Genomic DNA, 23,513 nt, shown 5'->3' with positions numbered 1-23,513 from the left:
GTTTGTACGCAAAGCCGATGGGGGCTTAATGACGCCACTGCCTAACTAAATCTGCCGTCAGGTGCCCTTGGAAACCCTGCGGCGGCCCACCCGAGTCAACCTGCTTTGAGTATTGGCTTCCGGATAGTCTTAAAAAAGGCAGCAAAACGCCCCTTAATCCTTAGGGCCGTAGGTCCGATTAGTGAAACGTAATCGGACGAATTTGAGGCCTTCATTCCTCCGAATACGCTGCGCTATTCGGAGCTACGCGAGCTGTCGTGAAAGCCCCCTCTCCTCGCGGGAGAGGGCTGGGGTGAGGGGAATAGCCTTAAATCAAACCTGCAACCGCTTGCCCTGACAGCAACACCCCGCCAAAACCTTCATCGGCAAGATCGAGCATGGTTTTGATTTTCTGGGTTACCGCTTTTCCCGGCAAGCCTTGCAACTGGCGACCGTCACCGTCGAAAAACAGGTTGAAACACTGCACCGGCTTTATGAGCAACAGACCCACAAAAAAGCCAGTTCCGAGGAACTGGCTTCGGTTCTGGGGCAGTACGTTCAGCGTTGGCGGCGCTGGTGTAAGGCCGGATTGGACGAGATTGTTAAACAGGAACCCTTTTGCCCCGAGTACGCAACCATCGTTGACTTAACAGACCGACCCCGAGCAGCATCAGGGTGCTAGGTTCGGGGACGGTCGCCGGTTGGCTTTTTGTCCAGATCGCATACGTGCGGCCGGACGCACGGGATGTGTCACTATTGCTTATGTTTTCTGTATACCCAATGAAAGGTTGTCTATCAGTTGGGAGTACTAGTCCATATATGTCGACGACGTTTCGTTGGAAAATGGATGGGGTGTATGGGGTTAGTAATATACAGTTGCCGAATGTAGACGCCACACAACCGGAAATCCTCGACGGGTCTTGGACGAAACGAGCATCGGATATTAAAAGCGCTAACAATGCGTCAACCGCAAGATAAGCGTCAGTAGCTATAAACGGGAAATCACTCTGCTCATCACAGCCGCTAAACAATCCCACGCACGAGCCGTCACCGAAGAATACATCGTATTTGTTTACCCCGACTAATATGCCGCGTGCGCCAGTCAAGATACCGTTAGCATCGGTGACGAACGAAGCTGCGCTGCTACTGTGCAGGGGCAGCATCAACAGAAATAAAACTGCGGTCAGGGTGCGTAGCATGTGTCCTCCAAGGGGATGTAGTAAAGGCAAATCGCCTGGCTATTTTGCAAGCATGAACTGGGCCAGTCGAAACTTTTATGTCACCGATCATGAGTCGAATGAATGACCGGGCAGGCGACGTGGAAAGTTTGTACGCAAACCCGTTGGGGGGCTTAATGACGCCACCGCCTAACTAAATCTGCCGTCAGGTTACCTTGCAAGCCCTGCTGTGGCTCACCCGAGTCCACCTGCTTTGGGTATTGGCTTCCGGATAGTCTTAAAAATGGCAGCAACACGCCCTGTAATCCAAACTTTTGCAGCAACCCGACGACTACCGGCATTAGGCTACATCTGCTAAATACACTTAACCGGACGATCAAAAATTTAAAGGGCCGCCCGCAATCGGCCGAAAACTGTCGAAAAACATTGAACATATATTTCAGCCGATAGACTTTGCATGCCGATTCGATTGCCCTTCTATTGCATAAAACTCCAAAAAACGGATTATCTGTTCCCACTGTGAACCACCGCCTCGGCATCATCTCGGACACCCACGGCCTGCTGCGCCCGGAAGCGCTGGCGGCGCTTGGCGGTTGCGAGCGGATTTTGCACGCCGGCGACGTCGGCAAGCCGGAGGTGTTGCAAGCACTAAGGGAGTTGGCGCCGGTGACGGCGGTGCGCGGCAATAACGATAAAGGCGCATGGGCCGAGGAATTACCTGAATCCGCCCGTTTGACGCTGGCGCAAACCGGCATTTACCTGATCCACGATCTGGCCGAACTTGCCCTCGATCCGGCGGCAGCCGGGATTCGGGTTGTGATTTCCGGCCATTCCCACCGGCCGGCGATTGCGGAACGGGACGGCGTGTTACACATAAACCCCGGCAGCGCCGGTCCGCGCCGCTTTAAATTGCCGATCAGCGTCGCCGAACTGATCATATCCGACCGAGTGCAGGCTAGAATCATCCCGCTACAGGTTTGAGAGACTTTGTTTTAACGACCGGCGGGTAAGATCGCCGCGGCCGCAACTTAAACACGTAAGCGCAAACTGCGCCTACTCAACCCGCTTAACCGCGACAAAACCAACGACCATGAGTTTCGACTTCAACGCTTACCTTAACCGCATCGGCATAGCCCGCCCCGAACCCACCCTGGCCGGCCTGAGCGCTTTGCAACAGGCGCAACTCGGCGCGATTCCGTTCGAGAACATCAACCCGCTGTTGGGTTTGCTGCCCGATTTGGCACCGGCGGCGTTGATGGCCAAGATCGTCGCCAGCCGGCGCGGCGGGTATTGCTTCGAGCTGAACGGCTTATTCGAGCACGCGCTGAACGAACTGGGATTTAGCTACCAGCCGATCATGGCGCGGGTGCGGATGGGCCGCAGCGAGGGCGGGCCGCGGCTGCATTTGGCCTTTATCGTCGAGGCCGACGGCGAATCCTGGCTGGTCGATGTCGGTTTCGGCGGCCCCAGCCACTACCGGCCGTTGCGGCTGGGCACCGCGCAGGAACAAACCCTGGACCATAACCGGTTTCGCTTGCGTTTGGAGGCGGCATCGGGGGAAACCGTGCTGGAACGGCAGCAAGACGGCGAATGGTTTGCGCTGTACAGTTTCGACCGCTCCAGAGTGCAGCGCTGCGACCTGGAAGCGGCCAATCTGGTCTGCACGACCTGGGATCAGTCGCTGCTGTCGCAAAATCTGTTGATTTGCCGCAATACCGCCTCGGGCTGGGTGCAGTTGTTCAATACCAACTTTTCCCGATTCCATGCCGGAGAACAGGTCAGCACGCCGGTTAACAGCCGGGCGCATTTAGGCGATTTGCTGGGCGGCCATTTCGACATCGAGCTGGCAGACGAGCAATTGGCCAGGCTGGCTGAGCGGCTGAGGTTATCAGAAGCTTGAATCGGAACAAGACAAGGTCGCGACGCGATTAAATGCCGAGGCAGGCAACCCAAATCGAGAGCTGACTCTGCGAGTCGAATGATCGAGAGCAGAATCAGGTGCAGGCCGGAACCGGCGGCAACGATATTGAAACTTCGAGTCTGGTGGGTGCTGAGGGGTTCGAACCCCCGACCCTCGCCTTGTAAGGGCGATGCTCTCCCAGCTGAGCTAAGCACCCGACTCGAGGCCGCGCATTTTATCGAAATCGCCGCGGCGCGCAAACTGTTTTTGTCGTTGGTTCCGCTCGACCCGGCTGATTTGCCGGCAAATTCTGCCGATGCCGGCAGTGCGCCGTCCCGATCGGCGCCGGTTTCTAAAGCCTTCCGGAGCAGACCGACCGCGGCCGCGTCGCAGAGCTTGATAAATCCGTATTTTAGCCTAGGCTGATGTAAGCAATGGACTACAAAACCTGCGGTCTGATAAGCTTTCCCCCGACCCTACGTTTACCGACAAAATCGCATGAGTAAAAGCTCCCCTTTCCTGCCTATTTACGATTTTTCTCCCAACGTAAACGCCAACTATCTGAAACAGATTCTGCCGCTGCTGGTTCGGCACAATATCGCGGCCAATCCGATCAATTACGCGATCTGGTACGACTATGTCGCCGAAAACAATGCCAGCCTGAACCGGGCGGTCAATGCGTTGATTTCCGAGCAGAAAAAGTTCGACTACGAAACCAGCGTCGAGCTGTATAAAACCCATATCTGCAACGCCTCGCTGGAATCGTTCGAGCAGATCAACCGCCAGTTGCACAAGGTCATCGAACAAGCTACCAGCGCGATCAACGACACTTACAACAAGGCGGAGGAAACCAACGACAGCTTCCAGAAAAAGTCGGTGATTCTGGAAAACTTTTCCGCATCCGACGGCTTGAAAACGGTACTGCAGGAAATCATCCAGGAAACCAAATCGCTGGCACTGACCAGCCAGGCCATGCAGACCAAGTTAACCGAAGCCAACCGGGAAATGGAACAACTGCGGGAAGAGCTGGCCCAGGTGAAACAGATCGCCACCACCGACGGCTTGACCGGTTTATTGAACCGACGCGCTTTCGATATGACCTTGGCGGAGATCGTCGAACGCTCGGCGCCGGAAACCGCCTGCCTGTCGATGCTGGATATCGACCATTTCAAACGCATCAACGATACCTACGGCCATACCATCGGCGATAACGTGATCAAATACGTCGCCACGCTGATGAAAAAACACGCCGAAGACCATCACCACGTCGCCCGCTACGGCGGCGAAGAGCTTGCCATCATCATGCCGAATACCAGCCCAGATCGGGCGATACAAATCTCGGAGAACATCCGTAGCGCCATGGAAGCCAGCAAGCTGCAGCGCAAAAACGACAACCAGCCCTTGGGCAAAATCACACTCTCGATCGGCGTCGCCCGCTTGCAACAGGGCGACGACTCGGAAAGTTTTCTGGTCAGGGCCGATAAAGCACTCTATCAAGCCAAACAAAGCGGCCGCAATAAGGTCGTGCCGTCGTAAGCCCGGATGCGGCCTGGGATTCAGTCCTCGGCAAAGCGCTGGACGATCAAGCACCCCACCATATCGCCCTCGACATTGACCATAGTGCGGACCGTATCCAGCACCCGATCCAGCGGCAATAAAATCGCGATCGCTTCGGCCGGCAAACCGACGGCTTGCAGCACCATCACCATGGTCACCATCCCGGCGCTGGGTATGCCCGGCGCGCCGATGGCGGCCACCATCGTCGTAAAACAGACGATCAGTTGCTGCGCCAAATCCAACTCGATCCCGGCCAGATTGGCGACAAACAACGCCGCGGCCGCCTCGTACAGCGCAGTGCCGTCCATATTGACGGTGGCACCAAGCGGGATTACAAAACCGGCAATACTGGGCTTGACGCGTAGCTGCTGCTCGGCGCAACGCAAGGTTACCGGCAGCGTCGCCGAGCTGGAACTGGTGGCAAAGGCGGTGAGCAGCGCGGCACGCGCGCCGCGGAAAAATTTCAGCGGCGAGACGCCGGTCGCCAGGAATAATAAGCCCGGCAACACCACGAAACCGTGCAGCAAGGTGGTACCGATCACGACCGCGACGAATTGGGCCAAACTGCTCAACAAAGCCATGTTCTGCGTCGCCAGCAACTGCGCCAGCAAGGCGCAAATCCCGAACGGCGCCAACCGCATGATCCAGCCGACCAGGCGCAACATCAATTCAAGCCCTTCCTGCAACAATAACAGGATGTTGCGGTAACGGTCGCCGCCGACCACCAGCGCAATTCCCAACAGCAGCGCAAACACCACTATCGCCAGCACGTTGGCCTGCGCCAACGCGGCAAACGGGTTGAGGAACAGACCGTGCAGGAAACTGGCGATAAATTCGGGGAAACTCATCTGTTTGGCACTAAAACCTTGGCCGGCGTGCTGAAACAGCTCCAAATTCAGACCTTTGCCGGGTTCGAACCAAATCGCCGCGCCCAGCCCCAGCAGGATCGCCAACGCCATCGACAACACGAAAAAGCCCAGCGTTGCGATCCACACCCGGTGGAGCTGACTGTGCAAGCGCAAATTGGCAACGCCGACTGCGATCGAGGTAAACACCAGCGGCACCAGTACCATTTTCAACAGATCGACAAACAAAGTGCCGACCAAACCCAGCAGATAAAGCCCCTGCCGGCTAAGCGGCGCCTCCGGCCCCAATCCGGCGAAACCGATGCCCAGCACGATACCCAGCGCCGCCCCGAGAAAAATTTGGCCGTTCAATCCGATTTTCACCGCGTTCTCCTGATGCAAACATGTAATGCCGATTGTAACCCCGGCGTCGACAAAGCGATCGAACGTCGCCTTCGGCCCGTTGCCAAAACAAAATTCGTTGACCGGCGGCCGATGCCGGCAGTACTTTGCAGAAAAATGGGGACTGGTTGCGGCTGATTGGCTGGCTGCAGCCGGCAACGACAACACTAAAACGAAAGGAACAACCATGAAGATCGGACCCAAACCCGCAGCAAGCAAAGCCGGTACGCGCCTGAAACCCAAAACCGGCTTTAGCGCCGACGCGCGCCGCTTGCGCCAAGCGTTGGAGCGAATCGCCGAGCTGGAACAACGCTTGGCGGCGCTGGAGCAAATCATTCAAATCGCGTCCGACGGATCGCTTCAGATCAGCGCTGCCGCGAACGTCGCAGTCAACGCGAGTCTGGTAACCATCAATGCCAACAACGTGAAGGCCGCCAACATCATCCAATGCGAAACGCTGATTGCGAATAATGTCGTGGCAGCGACTTATACCCCGGGCGCCGGGAATATTTGGTAGGCGCGGCGAGCGGGCAAAGCAGAGCGCCAAGCCGGACGGCTCGGCGCGATGGAGTTTGCCTGCGGCTTGGCTTAGCCGCGGCGTTTAGCCCAACCGATGCCGCCGACCAAAACCGTACCGAACAACCAAACCGCCGCGCTCCAGAACAAGCATGACATCCAAGCTGAACGGCAGCGTACCGGTTGCCGGCAATAACGACAGCACAAACCCAAAGGCATGCACTGGCGGACTTATCACCGCTTAATGCACAAACAACTGGCTTACGCCAATCAAGCTTATGCCGGCATGCTAATAACCCTGAAAAAGGTCGACGCCCGATTTGCCGAAATTGAAAAGTTGCTGTATCTATGAGCCCGCTTTAATCAACAACAAAACCTAACCCTTCCCGCTCAATGGCCATCAAAAAATCCGAGCTGTACAGCTCACTCTGGAGCAGCTGCGACGAACTACGCGGCGGCATGGATGCATCGCAGTACAAAGACTATGTGCTGGTCATGCTGTTCATCAAATACATCAGCGACAAATTTGCCGGCCAACCCTATGCGCCGGTGATCATTCCGGAAGGCGCCAGCTTTAAAGACATGGTGGCCTTAAAAGGCAAGCCGGACATCGGCGACCAGATCAACAAGAAAATCATCGCCCCGCTAAAAGCCGCCAATAAACTCACCGACATGCCGGATTTCAATGACGCCGGCAAACTCGGCAGCGGCAAGGAAATGGTGGACAAGCTCACCAGCCTGATCGGCATTTTTGAAAACCCGGCCCTGGATTTTTCCAAAAACCGCGGCGAACACGACGATATTCTCGGCGACGCCTACGAATATCTGATGCAGCACTTTGCCATCGACAGCGGCAAGAGCAAAGGCCAGTTTTACACGCCGGCCGAAGTTAGCCGCGTCATCGCCCAAATCATCGGCATTCGCGAGGCCAACACCAGCAGCGAAACCACCGTCTACGACCCCACCTGCGGTTCCGGTTCGTTGCTGTTGAAAGTCGGCGACGAAGCCAAAACCAAGGTCAATTTATACGGCCAGGAAAAAGACTCGGCTACCAGCGGCCTGGCGCGGATGAACATGATTCTGCACGACCACGCCACCGCGATGATCGTGCAAGGCAACACCCTGGCCGATCCCAAATTCACCGACGGCGGCAATCTGAAAACCTTTGACTTCGTCGTCGCCAATCCGCCGTTCAGCGACAAACGCTGGACCCACGGCGTCGATACCGAACACGACCCGTTCGAGCGCTTCAAGCACTTCGGCACGCCGCCGGACAAACAAGGCGATTACGCCTACCTGCTGCACATCGTCCGCTCGCTAAAAAGTACCGGCAAAGGCGCCTGCATTCTGCCGCACGGCGTGTTGTTTCGCGGCAATGCCGAAGCCGACATCCGCCGCAATCTGATCAAAAAAGGTTACATCAAAGGCATCATCGGCCTGCCGGCCAACCTGTTTTACGGCACCGGCATTCCGGCCTGCATCATCGTCATCGACAAGCAGGACGCCCACACGCGCAAAGGCATTTTCATGCTCGACGCCAGCGCCGGCTATATGAAAGACGGCAACAAAAACCGGCTGCGGGCGATGGACATTCACAAGATCGTCGACGTCTTCAATAAAGGTCTGGAACTGCCCAAATACGCGCGCATGGTCGGTTTCGAGGAAATCGAGAAAAACGATTACAACCTGAACCTGCCGCGCTACATCGACAGCCAGGAGCCGGAAGACCTGCAAGACATTGAAGGCCATTTGCGCGGCGGTATTCCGGAGGCCGACATCGACGCCCTGGCCCGCTATTGGGACGTCTGCCCTGCCCTGAAAACCGCCTTGTTCCAGCCCAACCGCCCCGGCTATTGCGATTTGGCTGTCGCGAAAAGCGCCATCAAAACCAGCATCTATCAGCACCCCGAATTTTCGGCCTTCATCGCCGACATGAACGCGCATTTTGCCACATGGCGGCAACGCAGCGCCGAGCGCCTCAAAGCCTTGCAAATCGGCTGCCACCCCAAGCAACTGATCGCCGAACTGTCCGAGGACTTGTTAAACCACTACACCGGCAAAGCCCTGATCGATAAATACCACGTTTACCAACACCTGATGGATTACTGGGCGGACACCATGCAGGACGATTGTTATCTGATCTCTGCCGACGGCTGGCAAGCGCAGACTTACCGCATCCTGGAAACCGACAAGAAAAGCGGCAAGCAAAAAGACAAGGGCTGGACTTGCGATCTGGTCCCCAAAGCCTTGAGCGTCGCCCGCTACTTTGCCGAACAGCAGCAGGCCATCGGCCAACTGCAAGCCGATCTGGAAGCCGTCAGCGCCGAATTAAACGAACTGGAAGAAGAACACAGCGGCGAGGACGCGGTATTTTCCGGCTTCGATAAAATCAACAGGGCCGAAGTCAGCAGCCGGTTAAAAGAAATTTTGGCCACGGAAGGCCTGATGTCGCCTAGGGCAGGGATGCCGGAAGCGACCGGCAATGACGTCGATGCCAAAGACGAAATCGCGGTATTGCAACGCTGGCTAACGCTCTCCGTCAACGAAGCCGCGCTGAAAAAAGCATTGAAAGAAGCCGAAGCCGAGCTGGATGCTAAAGCCTACGGCCACTATCCCAAACTCAGCGAGGCCGAGATCAAAACCCTGGTGGTCGATGCCAAATGGCTGGCGACGCTGGATACCGCGATCCACGGTGAAATGGACCGCATCAGCCAGCAACTCACCCAGCGCGTCAAGCAACTTGCCGAACGCTACGAAACCCCGGTGCCGCAAATCAACCTGCGCGTGGACGCATTGGAAGCCAAGGTCAACGGTCACCTGCAAAGGATGGGGTTTGCATGGAGTTGACCCAAACCACTGATTATCAAACCCTGCTGGAGCGCATCACCGACGGCTACACCCAAGGCCGGGTGCAGGCCATGCAGGCTGTCAATACCAGTCTGCTGGAAACCTACTGGCAAGTGGGCCGGCATATCATCGAGTTTGAGCAAGCCGGCAAAATTCGCGCCGAGTATGGCAAAGCCTTGATCAGCAGCTTGGCCAACGATTTAAGCCTGCGCCACGGCAAAGGCTTCAGTCGCAGCAATTTGGTCTACATGCGCCTGTTCTATCTGCGTTACCCAATAAGTCAGAAGCCTTCTCACCAATTGAGCTGGTCGCACTATGTCGAATTATTGAAGCTCGATGACGAGCTGGAACGTAGTTTCTACGAAAAACAGGCCATCGCCGAACGCTGGTCGGTACCGGAACTGAAACGCCAAAAAGCCTCCTCATTGTTTTTACGACTGGCAGCCAGTAAGGATAAGGCCGGAGTATTGCAGCTGGCCGCACAGGGCCAAACGCTGGCCCAGCCTACCGATCTGCTGCGCGAGCCTTATATTTTTGAGTTTCTGAAAATCCCGGAACCGGCGCAGGTCTCGGAAACACAACTCGAAACCTTGTTGTGCAATCACTTGCAGCAATTTTTACTGGAGTTGGGTAAAGGTTTCACCTTTGTCGGCAGGCAGTATCGCATTACCCTCAACAATACCCATTACAAGGTCGATCTGGTGTTTTATCATCGCATCTTGCGCTGTTTCGTGCTGATCGACCTGAAAATGGGCGATGTGCAGCATCACGACATTGGCCAAATGAACATGTACCTGGGTTATTTTGCCAACGAGGAAAATATCGAAGGCGACAATCCGCCCATCGGCATCATCCTCAGTCGGCATAAAGATGAACTGCTGGTGGAATACGCCACCTACAACCTGAACAGTCAGCTATTCGTGCAGAAATATCAGCTGTATCTGCCGGATCGGGAAGAGCTGCGCCGGGAATTGGAAGACACCTTGCGCGAGGCAGAGCATGAGTGATCCGCGAAATAGCAGCAAAAGCGGCCCCACGGCACCCAAACCAGGGGCGTTTATGGATGTGAGGGAAGCGAATGCAAAATATTTGCCGACTGCCGAGCGGCAAATACCGAAGGGATATAAACAGACTGAGGTAGGGGTGATTCCGGAGGATTGGGAAGTAAAGAGGCTAAAAGCCATCTCTCCATCTCAAAGCGTCGGCCTAGTAATAAATCCATCAACCTATGTCGAAGACGACGGAACCGTGCCAATGCTAGTTGGTTCGAACATCTTCCCAAACAAAATTAGCTGGGAGTCGGCACGACGAATTAGTGAAATTAGCAATCAAGCTTTACCAGCGTCACGTCTTTTCGCAAACGACCTTGTTACTGTTCGTGTGGGAGATCCTGGGATAACGGCTGTTATTCCTCGGGAGTTAGACGGCTGCAATTGCGCCTCTGTCATGATAATCCGGCACCACGCCCGGTTCAATTCGCAATGGCTTTGTTATGTGATGAACTCAAAAGCTGGTCTTTCCCAAATTGCAGATGTGCAATATGGAACAGCGCAGAAACAGTTCAATATAAGTGATGCCATTAATTTTATTTATGCGGTTCCACCACGCGCCGAACAAGATGCCATCGCCGAGGTGTTGAGCGATGCGGATGCGCTGATCGAAGCCCTGGAACAACTCGTCGCCAAAAAGCGCCAGCTCAAACAAGGCGCCATGCAGGAATTGCTCACCGGCAAGCGCCGTTTGCCGGGGTTTAATGGGGAGTGGGAGATTAAGCTGCTTGGAGAAATTGGAGAATCGATAATTGGTTTAACGTATTCACCAAATGATGTTAGAGCTGATGGCGTGTTGGTTTTGCGGTCATCCAACGTCCAAGACGGTGCGTTGAGCTTTCAGGATAATGTATATGTCGAGTTGGAAATCTCGGAAAGAATTATGGTTAGAGCTAGTGACATTCTAATTTGTGTTAGGAATGGTAGTCGCGATTTGATTGGTAAATGCGCAAAGATTGATGATGGATGCAAAGGCATGACCTTTGGGGCATTTATGTCCGTATTCAGAACACCATTCCATAATTTTGTTTTTCACCAATTTCAATCGAATGTGATTAAACGCCAGATTAACGAACACCTCGGCGCAACTATTAACCAAATTACAAATAAAAGTCTTAACTCGTTCCAAATACCTTTTCCAAAGGACGAAGCCGAACAAACCGCCATCGCCCAAATCCTCACCGACATGGACGCCGAAATCGCTGAACTGGAAAGCAAACTCGCCAAAGCCCGCGCCATCAAGCAAGGCATGATGCAGCAACTACTCACCGGCAAGATTCGCTTGGTATAAAGCGGACAGGCCCGCCGCAAACCTTGTTCATCGGCGGAGATGTCGGCGGTTGGAACTGTGACAAAATCAGGGCAAGCCGCGATGCTGTAGTTACCCTGGATGGATATAGCAAGGATGCCTTAGTACCCGTGGACCACTAGCCACTAATAGCAGACTGCCGCGCGGACGGTTAGCAGCCAGGAAATTCGACTTCCTAATAGCCGCTTTACCAGATAAGCTTGCTAGCGATTACAGATAATTTTTTGAGCCACTATAAACAATTACTTGATTTGACTACTATTACGGCATGCTATTAAAGATAGCAAAACAACCTGTTACAGATAATTGCCACCATGCCTGCATTTAATCATCATGATTTAACCTTGCTCAATCCGGCTTTCGATTCGCCGCTGGTGGATGTGTTGACCGAGCTGGAATATTTGCGGCGTTTGCAATTGGGCGGCACCACGCCGCCGCAGGTGTTTTTTCAATTGAAAACCATTTTCCACATGCTGGAAAGTTTGGGGTCGGCGCGGATCGAGGGTAATCATACGACCTTGGCCGATTACGTGGAAAGCAAGCTGGAGGGCAACCCAGCACAACCTAACGATCAATTGCGGGAAATGCTAAACATCGAGACGGCGATGGACTTTATCGAAGCCCATTTCAATACCGGTGACGAACTGACCGAATATTTCATCCGCGAATTGCACAGCATGACAGTCAGCCAATTGGAACGCGAAGGCGACGCGACGCCCGGCGCCTATCGGCAAAAGCCGGTGCAAATTGCCCAATCCGACCACTTGCCGCCCGATGCCTTGAAAGTGCCGGACTATATGAGGGAGTTGGTGGCGTTTATCAATGCCGATCATCCGCGTAAATACGATCTGATTAAAGTGGCCTTGGCGCATCATCGCTTCGGCTGGATACATCCGTTTGGCAACGGTAATGGCAGGGTGGTGCGTTTGCTGACTTATACATTGTTAATCAAATACGGTTTTAACGTGAAAACCGGTGGCAGGGTGTTGAATCCGACGGCGGTATTTTGCAACGACCGCGACCGATATTACGCGATGCTGGCAGCGGCTGATAAAGGCACCTTCGAAGGTTTGGAAACTTGGTGCGTGTATGTGTTGCAAGGCATTCTGGAAGAGCTGAACAAGCTCGATCAACTGGCTGACTTTGACTATCTGGGCAACAAGATCTTGGCGCCGGCATTGGCCTACGCACGCGAACGCGAGTTAATCACCGTACTGGAAGAGAAGATTCTGCACATTGCCGCGAAAGCCGGGACGGCAAAGGCCGCGGATTTTGAACCGGCCATGCCGAATATGACCCCGACCCAGCGCACGTATCAGCTTAAAAAGCTGGTCGAGCGGCAGATGTTGCAGCCCATCAAGTCCGGTGCAAGACAGTACACGATTGGTTTTAGCAGCAATTATTTGATACGCGGCGTGATTAAAGCGTTATCGCAAGAAGGCTTTATTCCGGAATCGTTAAACAACGCTAACCCATAATGCAAGGATAGAAATACATGGACACGGTAGGCAAAGCGGAACGCATCACCCAGCGGCGGCTGATTGGTTTATTCACCGATACCCTGCACTATGCCTATTTAGGCGATTGGTCGGAGCGCGCCAATAACAGCAATATCGAAGAGTGGTTATTGTCTGGGTATTTGCAACGGCGCGGTTACAGCTCCGAGCAAATCGGAATTGCCCTGCATAAACTGCAAAACGAAGCCGGCAACCACAGCCGCACCTTGTACGGCAACAATCAGGCGGTTTACAACCTGTTGCGCTATGGCGTACCGGTGAAAATCGAGGCCAACCAGGCCACCGAAACGCTGCATTTGATCGATTGGGAAACGGCCGGCAACAACGATTTTGCGCTGGCCGAGGAAGTGACTTTGAAAGGCAATCGGGAACGGCGGCCCGATTTGGTGTTGTACATCAACGGCATTGCCTTTGCGGTGATCGAGTTAAAAAACAGCCGCACCTCGATTGGCGACGGCATTCGGCAATTGTTGTCCAACCAGCAGCCGGAATTTAACGAATGGTTTTTTAGCACGGTGCAAATCGTGTTTGCCGGCAACGATTCCGAAGGTTTGCAGTACGGCACTATCGGCACCGAGGAAAAGTACTTTCTAAAATGGAAAGAAGACGAGCAGGACAACAACGGCTACAAGCTGGATAAGTATCTGCACAAGCTATGCAGTAAGCAGCGCATTGTCGAATTGATGCACGATTTTATGTTGTTCGACGGCGGCAAGAAAAAGCTGCCGCGCGTGCATCAGTATTTTGGTATCAAAGCCGCGCAAACGCGCGTCAAACAACGCCAGGGCGGGATTATCTGGCACACCCAGGGCAGCGGCAAAAGCATCGTGATGGTGTTGTTGGCCAAATGGATTTTGGAAAATCATCCAAATGCCCGCGTGGCGATCGTCACCGACCGCGACGAACTGGACAAGCAAATCGAACGGGTCTTTACCGAAGCCGGCGAAAGCATCAAACGCACCGGCAGCGGCGGCGAGTTGATGTCGTTACTGGGACAAGCGACGCCGCGCTTGATGTGTTCGCTGGTACATAAGTTCGGCAAAAAAGGCGTGGACGATTTCGATCAGTTCATCCAGGATCTGGAAGCACAACCCAGCGTCACCGTGGGCGAGGTGTTTGTGTTTGTCGACGAATGCCACCGCACGCAAAGCGGCAAGTTGCACCGGGTAATGAAAGCCATCATGCCCAATGCGGTGTTCATCGGCTTTACCGGCACACCGTTGCTGAAGAAGGACAAGGCCACCAGCTTGGAGGTGTTTGGCAGCTACATCCATACCTACAAATTCAGCGAAGCGGTCGAGGACGGCGTGGTGTTGGATTTGGTGTACGAGGCGCGCGACATCGATCAGACTTTGGGCTCGACCGACAAGATTGATGCCTGGTTCGAGGCAAAAACCAAGGGGCTGAATAATTGGCAAAAGGACGAGCTGAAAAAGCAATGGGGCACCATGCAGAACGTGCTCAGTTCGCGGTCGCGGATGGAGCGGGTGATCAGCGATATTATTTTCGATTTCAGCGTCAAGCCGCGTCTATCCAATGATCGAGGCAATGCCATTTTAGTGGCGTCGAGCATTTACGAGGCGTGCAAGTATTACGATTTGTTGCAGAAAACGCCGTTCAAGAATCGTTGCGCGATTGTGACTTCGTACAATCCGCAAGCCAAGGACATTACCAAGGAAGAAACCGGCGCCAATACCGAAACCGATAAGCAGTTTATTTACAACATTTACACCGAGCTGTTGCAAGGCGTGGAAGCCAAGCCGGGCAAAAGTAAAACCGAAACCTATGAGGATTGGGCGAAAGCGCTGTTTTCCAGAGAGCCGGCCAACATGAAATTGCTGGTGGTGGTGGATAAGCTGCTGACCGGTTTTGATGCCCCGCCCTGCACTTATTTGTATATCGATAAGTCGATGCAGGATCACGGCTTGTTTCAGGCGATATGCCGCACCAACCGGCTGGACGGCGACGATAAAGATTTTGGTTACATCGTTGACTATAAAGACCTGTTCAAAAACTTGGTCAACGATCAAGGCACCGGGGCTTTGCAGGTTTATAGCTCCGAACTGGATCATAGCGCGCCTGGCGCATCGGCTGATGTGATGATGCAAGACCGGCTGAAAACCGGTAAGGAACGGCTGGACAATGCCGTGGAAGCCATAGCCTTGCTCTGTGAACCGGTCGCGCCGCCCAAAGGCGAACTGGAGTATATCCATTACTTTTGCGGCAATACGGAAATCCCCTCCGATCTGGAAGAGCGCCAACCCAAACGGGTGGCGTTTTACAAAGCCACGGTGGCTTTGCTGCGGGCGTATGCCAATCTGGCTGATGAGATGGACGCCGCCGGTTATAGCCAAGCCGAAACGAATCGCATCAAGAAAAGCATGGACGAGTATCTGGCAATTCGTGAACTGATTCGTAAAGCCAGCGGCGAAACCCTGGACTTGAAGCCCTACGAAGCCGACATGCGGCATTTGATCGATACCTATATCCAAGCGGATGAGCCGCGCCCCATCTCGCCTTTCGGCGATATGCCTTTGCTGGAACTGATCGTTAAAACCGGAATTTTGGATGCTATCGACAAGCAATTAGGTAGTTTAAAGAGCAATTCCAATGCTGTAGCGGAGACGATAGAAAACAATGTCCGCAAAACCATCATCAAAAAGCATCTGACCGATCCCGAGTTTTACGAAAAGATGTCGGCGCTCCTGGAGGAGATTATCAAAGCCCGTAAGGCCAAGGCGCTGAAGTATGAAGAATACTTGAAGGAAATCGCCGAATTGGTGAAAAAGGTCCAGGCCGGAACCGGCGGCGGCACGCCGGATAAGATCAATACGCCGGGCAAACGCGCGCTTTACAACAATCTGGGGAACGATGAAGCGTTGGCGCTGCAAGTCGATGAAGTGGTTAAGCAGGTTAGGGGGGATGATTGGCGCGGGAATCTACCCAAAGAACAAGTTATCAAAGGCGCAATTTATGGTGTTTTGCAAAACGGCGACGAGGTGGATCGCATTTTCAACATCATCGCCGAACATAAAGGTGAGTATTGATGGACCGCCAGATTCAGCTTGGGAAAATTGCAGTTAACGTGGTGTTTAAGGACATTAAGAATATTCACCTCAGCGTGTGCCCGCCAGATGGGGAAGTAAAGATAGCCGCTCCCGAGCATATGAATTTGGACACCATTCGTGTTTATGCCATTTCCAAGCTGACCTGGATCAAACAGCAACAGCGCAAGTTTTTAAATCAGCCACGCGAAACAGCGCGCGAATACCTCAACCTTGAAAGCCATTTTGTGTGGGGGAAACGGTATCTGCTGAACGTGGCTTATACCGAGGATGCTTTAGGCGTGTTTTTGAAACACAGCAAAATCATGCTGCGCGTCAAACCCGGAACCGACACCGAGCAAAAGCAGGCCATTCTTGAAGACTGGTATCGGACTATTTTGAAAGAAGCGGCGCGCCCGTTAATTGAGAAATGGCAGCGGCGATTGGGAGTACAGGTAAAACGGCTCTACGTTCAACGCATGAAAACTAAATGGGGAAGTTGTAATCCCGAGTCGCAAAGTATCCGGCTGAATAGCGAGTTGGCCAAGAAGGCACCGGAATGCCTGGAGTACATCGTCCTACACGAAATGATGCATCTTTTGGAGCGTCGACATAACGAACGGTTTGTCGGCTTGATGGATCACCACTTGCCAAATTGGCGTGACATCAGGGCTGAATTAAATTTGGCGACGTTGGGCTATGAAAATTGGAATCGTGACGATTTAGCGCAAACTTGATTCGTCTAATGTAACCCCAAATAAAAAAGGCCTAGGTGAAAAACACCTAAGCCTTTGATAAATATGGAGCTGGCGATGGGACTCGAACCCGCGACCGGCTGATTACAAATCAGCTGCTCTACCAACTGAGCTACGCCAGCAAATTGGCTCGCCATTATACAAAAAAAATCGGATTAATCCATTTCTTTTTACCGCTACGGCTTACTTGTTGCGGATGCTGTCTATCATGCCGGACAAGTAATCCATGATTTGCGCCAAGAACAGAATCAGCCGGTCGAGTTCAGCCTGCAAGAAGAACAGGAAATGGCTGTGGTCGAAATCCTGGTCCAGATAAAAACTCAAGCCGTTGTTGATGGTATTTAGGCCCATGGCCAGCATGATCAGGGCAGCCGCTTTGAACATGTAGCCGCGCAGCTTGGCGCTCATTTTGCCGAAGGCGACGCTGATGAACAGCATCATCGGCAGCGTTCCGGCACCGAAAGCCAGCATCAACGCGCCGCCTTCCAGCACGCTGGTTGCCGTCGTCGCCTTCACCGCCATCGCAAACGTCAACATGCAAGGCATCAGGCCATTCAGAAAGCCGGCGATCACCGACCCGATCAACGGCCCTTTTTGATTGGCAGTAGCATAGCCCTTACGCAGAACCGTCAATGGAATCAGACGCAAAGACCCCTGCCAGGGAATCCAGCCCAGCACCCCCATCGCCAGCGCGATAACCACCAAACCCATCGCGATCTGCAAAATACTTTGGATCTTGCCGAACAAGCCGCTCGATACCAACACCACGCCCAGTGCCGCTGCCAGCATGCCGATCGTCGCGTAAACCGAAATCCGCGTGAGTTGGTAGGCCAGATAAGGCAAGTAGCTTTTGCTTTTGCCGGCTTTCATGAAATAGCCGGAGACCAGCGCTCCGCACATACCGAGGCAATGGCCGCTGCCCAAAAACCCGGCGGCAAACGCCAAGGTGTAATCGAATCCGCTGGCCGCAGCCATTTCGGTCATGCCGTGCATGGCATGATCCATCCCTTCCATATTGTGGTGGTTCATTTACTTGTTCAATCTCAGAGAATTGACGATGACGGACACGGAGGATAATGCCATTGCGGCCGAGGCGATCATCGGATTCAGTTTGCCGAGCGCCGCGACCGGAATCGCTACAGTGTTGTAACCGAAGGCCCAGAACAGGTTTTGTTTGATGACGCGGATGGTAAAAGCGCTGAGCTCGATGGTATCGGTCACCTTGCCGATATCGCCTTGCACCAGAGTCAGATCGGCCGATTCGATGGCAATGTCGGCGCCACCGCCGACCGCAAAGCCGACGTTGGCCGCCGCCAGCGCCGGCGCATCGTTGATACCGTCGCCGATCATGCCGACGTTGCGGCCGTCCTGTTGCAATTGGCGGATGATTTGCAATTTTTGCTCCGGCCTGGCGTTGGCGACGACGTCGGCTATGCCAACTTTATCGGCGATGAAATGCGCGGTTTTTTCGGTGTCGCCGGTCACCATCATGGTTTTGATACCGAGACGATGCAGGCGGGCGATGGCTTCTGCAGCCTCGTCGCGCGGATTGTCGGACACGGCAAATACCGCAACCTCTTTGCCGTCCACCGCCATGTACACCGGAGTCTGGCCCTGCCGGGCGAACAAATCGGCGTGTTCAGTCAGACGTTCGACCGCCACTTGCTGGCTTTCCAGCCAAGCCTGGTTGCCCAGCAGAATTTTGTGTCCGGCCACTTCGGCCCGGATGCCGCGGCCGGTCTCGCTGTAAAAATAGCCGCACTCTCCCGGCTCGACGCCCTGCTCGCGGGCGTGGGCAACCACAGCTTTGCCCAGGTAGTGCTCCGAGTTGTTCTCAGCCGATGCCGCCAATAACAGCAGTTTGGCCTCAGCCATCCGCGAGATTTTGACCAGCTTGCTAACCCTGGGCCGGCCCTCGGTAATGGTGCCGGTTTTGTCGAACACGATCGCGTTAAGTTTGCTGGCGATTTCCAGACTTTCGCCGTTGCGGATGTAGACGCCCTGCTTGGCGGCCTGGCCGGCGCCGACCATGATCGCCGCCGGCGTCGCCAATCCCAGCGCACACGGACAGGCAATCAGCAGCACCGTAATCGCATTGCCGAAGGCGAAGCCGAACGGCGCTCCGGCCAGCAGCCAACCGGCCAGAGTCGCCGCAGAAAGCCCCATGACCACCGGCACGAATACCGCCGAAATTTTGTCGACCTGTTTCTGGATCGGCAATTTGGTCGCCTGCGCCTGATCGACCATGTGCACGATGCCGGCCAGCACGGTGTCCATGCCAATCGCAGTCGCTTTGACATGCAACACGCCGTTGCCGTTGACGCAACCGCCGATCACGGCGTGGCCCGGATTTTTCACCACCGGCATGCTCTCGCCGGTAATCATGGCTTCATCCACAGTGGAAATCCCATAGACGACCAAGCCGTCGGTCGGAATCTTCTCGCCGGGCCGCACCAACAGCAAATCGCCGATCCGGATATCGTCTATATCGATGCGCCGTTCGTTACCGCCCTCCAGCAGCAAGGTCGCTGTTTGCGGTTGTAAATCGACTAATTTGCGAATCGCTTCGCCGGCCTTGCCGCGGGCGCGCTCTTCCAGGTAACGGCCGAGCAAGACGAAGGTGACAATCGCCGCGGCGGCTTCGAAATATATATGGCCGCGGCCGCGGAACAAGGCCGGCACGCTGTAACCGTAAGCCGAACCGACGCCCAATGCGATCAGGCTGTCCATGTTAGCCGCCCGTTGTTTGGCCAAGCGATAAGCCTTGCTGAAAAACTGGCGGCCGGAGCCGAACACCACTTGGGTGGTTAATGCAAATTGCAACCAGTGCAGCCAGCTGCGGCTACCCATCGCCATCGCCGAGACCACTACTGGTATGCTCAACAGCCCTGCGGTTACGAATCGGCGCCGGGCCACGTCAATTCGTTGCAACTCCTTTTCGATCAGTTTCTTTCGTTGCGACAGCGTATCGACCGGCATTGCGCTATAGCCCAACCGTTCGACGATTTCCACCACATCGGCCGAACTCAAACAGCCCTGCACGTTTACGGTTTCGGTAGCGAAATTGACACCGGCTTTCTTCACTCGCTCGTCGCGGTTAAGCACCATTTCGATCAACAGCGCGCAGGATGCGCAACTCATGCCCTGCACCGCCAAATCGATATCGTGCAACGGCCCGTCGATGATTTTCCGTTTATCCTGTTTGATATCGGTCTGCTTCTGGGCGATGTTACCCAACACGGCGTCCAGCATAATCAACAGGTTCTTCTTCGGCAGCCGGCTGGAATCGAACTCGATCACGACCGAACCGATCGCAAACACCGAACGCACCCGTTTAATTTCCGGGCGCTTTTTCAGCAAAATTTCCAGGATATATCCGCGTTCCGGGTCGTCGGCCAACACACGCGAAACGATGCGTACCCGGTTGCGCAATTGGTGGCGCAACTCGAAGTTTTTGGGGATTGGGATCTCGGTTTCCATGGGCGGGATAATCCTGTACTGGAAAGGCGAACCGGTGCGCCGCCGGCCAAGCGGCGACTCCGGGCTGAACGCTATTTAGGCCTGCGGGAGCGGACCAGTAAGAAAAACATATAGAACAAGGCCATCCATTCGTAACGGTGTACAAACGGCCGCACCAGCCATTCTTGGGTAATCCGCGTCCAATGGGTCTTGATCAAGTAGAGCACCAACACGTCATTTAAAAAATCGATCGTGGCTTTTTCCGGATCCTTGATCAGCGCTTTCGGACCTTTGACACCCAGTTTGCCGACGATCTTCGCCGCCTGCAACGTTTCCCGGCCGGCCTGATATTTTTCGCGAAACCAACCGCCGACCCGGGTTTGCTTGAAGCGCTGACTGATATCGAGCATCGATTTTTTAGCCTTGTCGGCTAAAGGCGTCTCGAACAGCCCCTGTTGTTCCAACTCGGCCACGACACGATATAGGCAAACTGCCAATTGATTGAAGCCGCAAACCGACTCGTTATAACGGATCGATAATTTGCGCTGGTTTCGATAGAGGCGCACCGAACGGACGCCGCCAGTTTCCGAGAGTTTTAGCGTAAGCTGTCTGGCGGCCTCGGCTTGGCAGGCCGATACCGGCAGTTGAAACCTGACGTGGCCGTCTCCGCGGTAACGCAATAGAAATTGTTTCTGGATTGCCATAGGTCGTAATACACACTAAAACGGGCGGTTCGGGATTGCCGAAACCGCCCGTTGTCAACTCAGCAAAGTTCGGGTTGGAGGTGTAAACCAAGCCTGCTCATTCGCTTTCTTTGGCCTCGGCAACGATATCTTCCAGGTTTTCCTTTTGGTGTAGCACGAAGTCTTTGCCTGCCTCCAGGGTCTTGCTGGCACTGGCAATGATATCTTTCCGGTATTTGTAGACAAAATAACCGGCTACCATCCCGGCACCAAACACCAGCAGTGGATGTTTCGCTAGTTTACTCATTAATTTTCCTCCAGTATTAACCGTTGCGGTCGCCAAAGTACCCGCCACCACCTGCTTAGTCATCGATTGACCGTTTGCATCGGATTTGGGTTCGTGCTTGTGCGCCATAGTGTCCTCTATGCTGTTTATGAATTGGGCTGACGGGCGTCGTCTTGATCCGCTAATACTTGCGCTTCATGCAACATTTGGTAAATACCTTTACACCCTTCGCAACAAAATCTTTTGTCTCCGTCGACGGTTTTAAGTTCAAAACCCGTCACTTCAACCGGCAATCCGCAAAGGTCGCAATCTTTTTTGATTTCATCCGCCATGACACAAACCCGTTTTTGTTCGGCAAATACCGCCATTCCGAAGTGGAATTATACCTGAACCTGACAACCGGCTTGACGAAAACCAACGGCGTGATGCGAGTGACGGCAACTTGGACATAGGTTCCCGAAAGGAAAATTTTGAAGTTTGAGGCGCTGCCCCGCCGGTTAACGGCAGGGGCGCAGGAACCACTATCGGCGACCCCGTGCCGCTTGGCTGGAAGCCTTCATCAACGCAATTCTCAGGGCTCCGGTCACGCTCGCACTCAAGCCAAGCCGCATCGCCAAAGCCGGCACTAAAATCATCGAAGCCACCGCCAAACCGGCACCCAAAACCAATCCGGCGGTATTCAGTTGCTGAGCAACCACTTCTTGATTCACAACTACCAATTCTTGAGCCATCTGTTTACCTCGCGCAGAAAAAATTAATGCAACGCCGATAAACAGCACAAAAAATGCCAAAATTATAACTTATTGATAATGCCTGTAAAAATCCGCTTGAAGCGCGATTTATCGGCAAAAACAAGGCATATGCCTTATTTCTAATGCGTTATATAACACAGTTTTTTAACTATTGAACTCCTACCCAGCTTTCTCTTGCGCCATCCGCAACGGCCGGCCTTGCCTAACAGACTACTGTTGATCCAGACCGAATGCGGTATGCAATGCGCGAACAGCCAACTCCAGGTATTTTTCATCGACCACTACCGAAATTTTAATTTCGGATGTCGAAATCATTTGAATATTGATGCCTTCGTCGGCCAACACCCTGAACATCGAGCTGGCAATACCGGCGTGCGAGCGCATGCCAACGCCGACGATCGACACCTTAACGATGGTGTTGTCGCCAATCACCGTCGTACTGCCGCCCAATTCAGCTTTTAAACCTTCCAACACATTCTTGGCGCGGGCAAAGTCATTGCGATTCACGGTGAAGGTGAAATCGGTGGTGCCATGAGCGGAAATGTTCTGCACGATCATGTCCACTTCGATGTTTTCGGCAGCGATCGGTCCCAGGATTTTCGACGCCACGCCCGGCAAATCAGGCACACCGGTCAAGGTCAGCTTGGCCTCGTCCCGGTTAAACGCGATGCCCGAAATTAACGCTTTTTCCATTTCTGATTCCTCGTAGGTAATTAGGGTGCCGTTGCCTTCCATAAACGAAGACAACACGCGCAATTTGACGTTGTATTTGCCGGCGAACTCGACCGAACGGATCTGCAGGACTTTCGAACCCAAGCTGGCCATTTCCAGCATTTCCTCGAAGGTGATCTGTTCCAAGCGCCGCGCTTTGGGTACTACGCGCGGATCGGTGGTATAGACACCATCGACGTCGGTGTAGATATGGCATTCGTCGGCTTTAAGCGCCGCCGCCAGCGCCACGCCGGTAGTATCCGAACCGCCGCGGCCTAAAGTGGTGATGTTGCCGTGCTCATCGACCCCCTGAAAACCGGCCACGACCACGACTCGACCAGCCTCCAGGTCGGCGCGGATGTTGGCTTCGTCGATTTCGCGGATACGGGCCTTGGTAAAGGCGCTATCGGTCAGAATCCGCACCTGCGGACCGGTATAGGACTTGGCTTCCACGCCGATGTGATGCAGTGCCATCGACAGCAACGCGATGGTCACCTGTTCGCCGGTCGACAGCAGCACGTCCAACTCGCGGTCGGTCGGTTGCGGCTGCATTTGTTTGGCCAATGCCACCAAGCGGTTGGTTTCGCCGCTCATCGCCGAGACGACGACGACGATTTGATCGCCCTTGTCGTGGGCTATTTTCACTTTTTCGGCCACCGCCTTGATCCGCTCCACCGAGCCGACCGAAGTGCCGCCGAATTTATAAACGTACAATGCCATTCTT

At 54.1% G+C, this 23,513-nt stretch carries 20 protein-coding genes and 2 tRNA genes; 10 read left to right on the top strand and 12 right to left on the bottom strand.

The genetic code is table 11. The annotated features are described in order from the left end of the window. Positions 1 to 307: 307 nt before the first annotated feature. Both ACH518_RS11345 and ACH518_RS11340 read right to left on the bottom strand, forming a co-directional pair. The gene (locus ACH518_RS11345) at positions 308 to 490 is read right to left on the bottom strand and encodes a hypothetical protein (RefSeq protein WP_445370144.1); all 183 of its coding nucleotides are present in this window, start codon (positions 488 to 490) and stop codon (positions 308 to 310) included. 91 nt (positions 491 to 581) lie between these two features. Further along, the gene (locus ACH518_RS11340) at positions 582 to 1,142 is read right to left on the bottom strand and encodes a PEP-CTERM sorting domain-containing protein (RefSeq protein ID WP_445372993.1); all 561 of its coding nucleotides are present in this window, start codon (positions 1,140 to 1,142) and stop codon (positions 582 to 584) included. A 534-nt stretch (positions 1,143 to 1,676) separates the two neighbouring features. Here ACH518_RS11340 and ACH518_RS11335 point away from each other — a divergent pair. Further along, a complete protein-coding gene (locus ACH518_RS11335) occupies positions 1,677 to 2,138 on the top strand; it encodes a metallophosphoesterase family protein (RefSeq protein ID WP_445370143.1) in 462 nt (153 codons plus the stop codon). 109 nt (positions 2,139 to 2,247) lie between these two features. Beyond that, positions 2,248 to 3,057 (top strand): arylamine N-acetyltransferase family protein, encoded by an 810-nt coding sequence (locus ACH518_RS11330; RefSeq protein WP_445370142.1) that lies wholly within the window; start codon positions 2,248 to 2,250, stop codon positions 3,055 to 3,057. A gap of 141 nt (positions 3,058 to 3,198) precedes the next feature. Here ACH518_RS11330 and ACH518_RS11325 read toward each other — a convergent pair. Then, positions 3,199 to 3,274, bottom strand: a tRNA-Val gene (locus tag ACH518_RS11325). 281 nt (positions 3,275 to 3,555) lie between these two features. Between ACH518_RS11325 and ACH518_RS11320 the strand changes: the two genes are divergently transcribed. Further along, entirely contained in the window at positions 3,556 to 4,593 is a 1,038-nt protein-coding gene (locus tag ACH518_RS11320) for a GGDEF domain-containing protein (RefSeq protein ID WP_445370141.1), read from the top strand. Positions 4,594 to 4,613: 20 nt separating this feature from the next. Here ACH518_RS11320 and ACH518_RS11315 read toward each other — a convergent pair whose 3' ends face one another. Continuing rightward, entirely contained in the window at positions 4,614 to 5,843 is a 1,230-nt protein-coding gene (locus ACH518_RS11315) for a dicarboxylate/amino acid:cation symporter (RefSeq protein WP_445370140.1), read from the bottom strand. Between the two features lie 205 nt (positions 5,844 to 6,048). Here ACH518_RS11315 and ACH518_RS11310 point away from each other — a divergent pair, with 205 nt between their 5' ends. The 7 genes from ACH518_RS11310 (at position 6,049) to ACH518_RS11280 (ending at position 16,880) form a co-directional block, all read left to right on the top strand. Next, the gene (locus tag ACH518_RS11310; protein WP_445370139.1) at positions 6,049 to 6,378 is read left to right on the top strand and encodes a hypothetical protein; all 330 of its coding nucleotides are present in this window, start codon (positions 6,049 to 6,051) and stop codon (positions 6,376 to 6,378) included. Between the two features lie 392 nt (positions 6,379 to 6,770). Next, a complete protein-coding gene (locus tag ACH518_RS11305) occupies positions 6,771 to 9,224 on the top strand; it encodes a type I restriction-modification system subunit M (RefSeq protein ID WP_445370138.1) in 2,454 nt (817 codons plus the stop codon). Beyond that, complete coding sequence (locus ACH518_RS11300; RefSeq protein WP_445370137.1) at positions 9,215 to 10,231, top strand: PDDEXK nuclease domain-containing protein; 1,017 nt, start codon at positions 9,215 to 9,217, stop codon at positions 10,229 to 10,231. Before ACH518_RS11305 ends, ACH518_RS11300 begins: the two co-directional genes overlap by 10 nt. Continuing rightward, positions 10,224 to 11,564 carry a restriction endonuclease subunit S gene (locus ACH518_RS11295; RefSeq protein WP_445370136.1) on the top strand — a complete coding sequence of 447 codons (1,341 nt, stop codon included), beginning with the start codon at positions 10,224 to 10,226 and terminating at the stop codon, positions 11,562 to 11,564. Before ACH518_RS11300 ends, ACH518_RS11295 begins: the two co-directional genes overlap by 8 nt. Positions 11,565 to 11,896: 332 nt before the next feature. After that, complete coding sequence (locus ACH518_RS11290) at positions 11,897 to 13,060, top strand: Fic family protein (RefSeq protein WP_445370135.1); 1,164 nt, start codon at positions 11,897 to 11,899, stop codon at positions 13,058 to 13,060. Between the two features lie 17 nt (positions 13,061 to 13,077). Then, positions 13,078 to 16,146: a type I restriction endonuclease subunit R gene (locus ACH518_RS11285; protein ID WP_445370134.1), complete on the top strand. Its 3,069-nt coding sequence runs from the start codon at positions 13,078 to 13,080 to the stop codon at positions 16,144 to 16,146. Further along, positions 16,146 to 16,880 (top strand): M48 family metallopeptidase, encoded by a 735-nt coding sequence (locus ACH518_RS11280; RefSeq protein WP_445370133.1) that lies wholly within the window; start codon positions 16,146 to 16,148, stop codon positions 16,878 to 16,880. The genes ACH518_RS11285 and ACH518_RS11280 overlap by 1 nt, the downstream gene beginning before the upstream one ends. Before the next feature lie 64 nt (positions 16,881 to 16,944). Here the strand turns inward: ACH518_RS11280 and ACH518_RS11275 are convergent. The 8 genes from ACH518_RS11275 to ACH518_RS11240 all read right to left on the bottom strand — a co-directional run bounded on the left by ACH518_RS11275 (position 16,945) and on the right by ACH518_RS11240 (position 23,509). Beyond that, a tRNA-Thr gene (locus ACH518_RS11275) sits at positions 16,945 to 17,020 on the bottom strand. Positions 17,021 to 17,081: 61 nt separating this feature from the next. Continuing rightward, positions 17,082 to 17,927 (bottom strand): sulfite exporter TauE/SafE family protein, encoded by an 846-nt coding sequence (locus ACH518_RS11270; RefSeq protein WP_445370132.1) that lies wholly within the window; start codon positions 17,925 to 17,927, stop codon positions 17,082 to 17,084. Next, entirely contained in the window at positions 17,928 to 20,378 is a 2,451-nt protein-coding gene (locus tag ACH518_RS11265) for a heavy metal translocating P-type ATPase (RefSeq protein WP_278212526.1), read from the bottom strand. A gap of 71 nt (positions 20,379 to 20,449) precedes the next feature. Further along, entirely contained in the window at positions 20,450 to 21,061 is a 612-nt protein-coding gene (locus ACH518_RS11260; protein WP_140912351.1) for a hypothetical protein, read from the bottom strand. Between the two features lie 97 nt (positions 21,062 to 21,158). Then, positions 21,159 to 21,455, bottom strand: coding sequence for a hypothetical protein (locus ACH518_RS11255; RefSeq protein WP_186289570.1), 297 nt, complete (start codon positions 21,453 to 21,455; stop codon positions 21,159 to 21,161). A gap of 17 nt (positions 21,456 to 21,472) precedes the next feature. Then, entirely contained in the window at positions 21,473 to 21,694 is a 222-nt protein-coding gene (locus ACH518_RS11250; protein ID WP_260839292.1) for a heavy metal translocating P-type ATPase metal-binding domain-containing protein, read from the bottom strand. A 153-nt stretch (positions 21,695 to 21,847) separates the two neighbouring features. Then, entirely contained in the window at positions 21,848 to 22,117 is a 270-nt protein-coding gene (locus ACH518_RS11245) for a hypothetical protein (protein ID WP_445370131.1), read from the bottom strand. A gap of 171 nt (positions 22,118 to 22,288) precedes the next feature. After that, positions 22,289 to 23,509, bottom strand: coding sequence for an aspartate kinase (locus ACH518_RS11240; protein WP_445370130.1), 1,221 nt, complete (start codon positions 23,507 to 23,509; stop codon positions 22,289 to 22,291). Positions 23,510 to 23,513 lie beyond the last annotated feature (4 nt).

The sequence above is a fragment of the Methylomonas sp. HW2-6 genome (assembly GCF_052474525.1).
The sequence above is the reverse complement of the archived record's forward strand: the minus strand, read 5'-3'. Positions and strand labels throughout refer to the sequence as shown.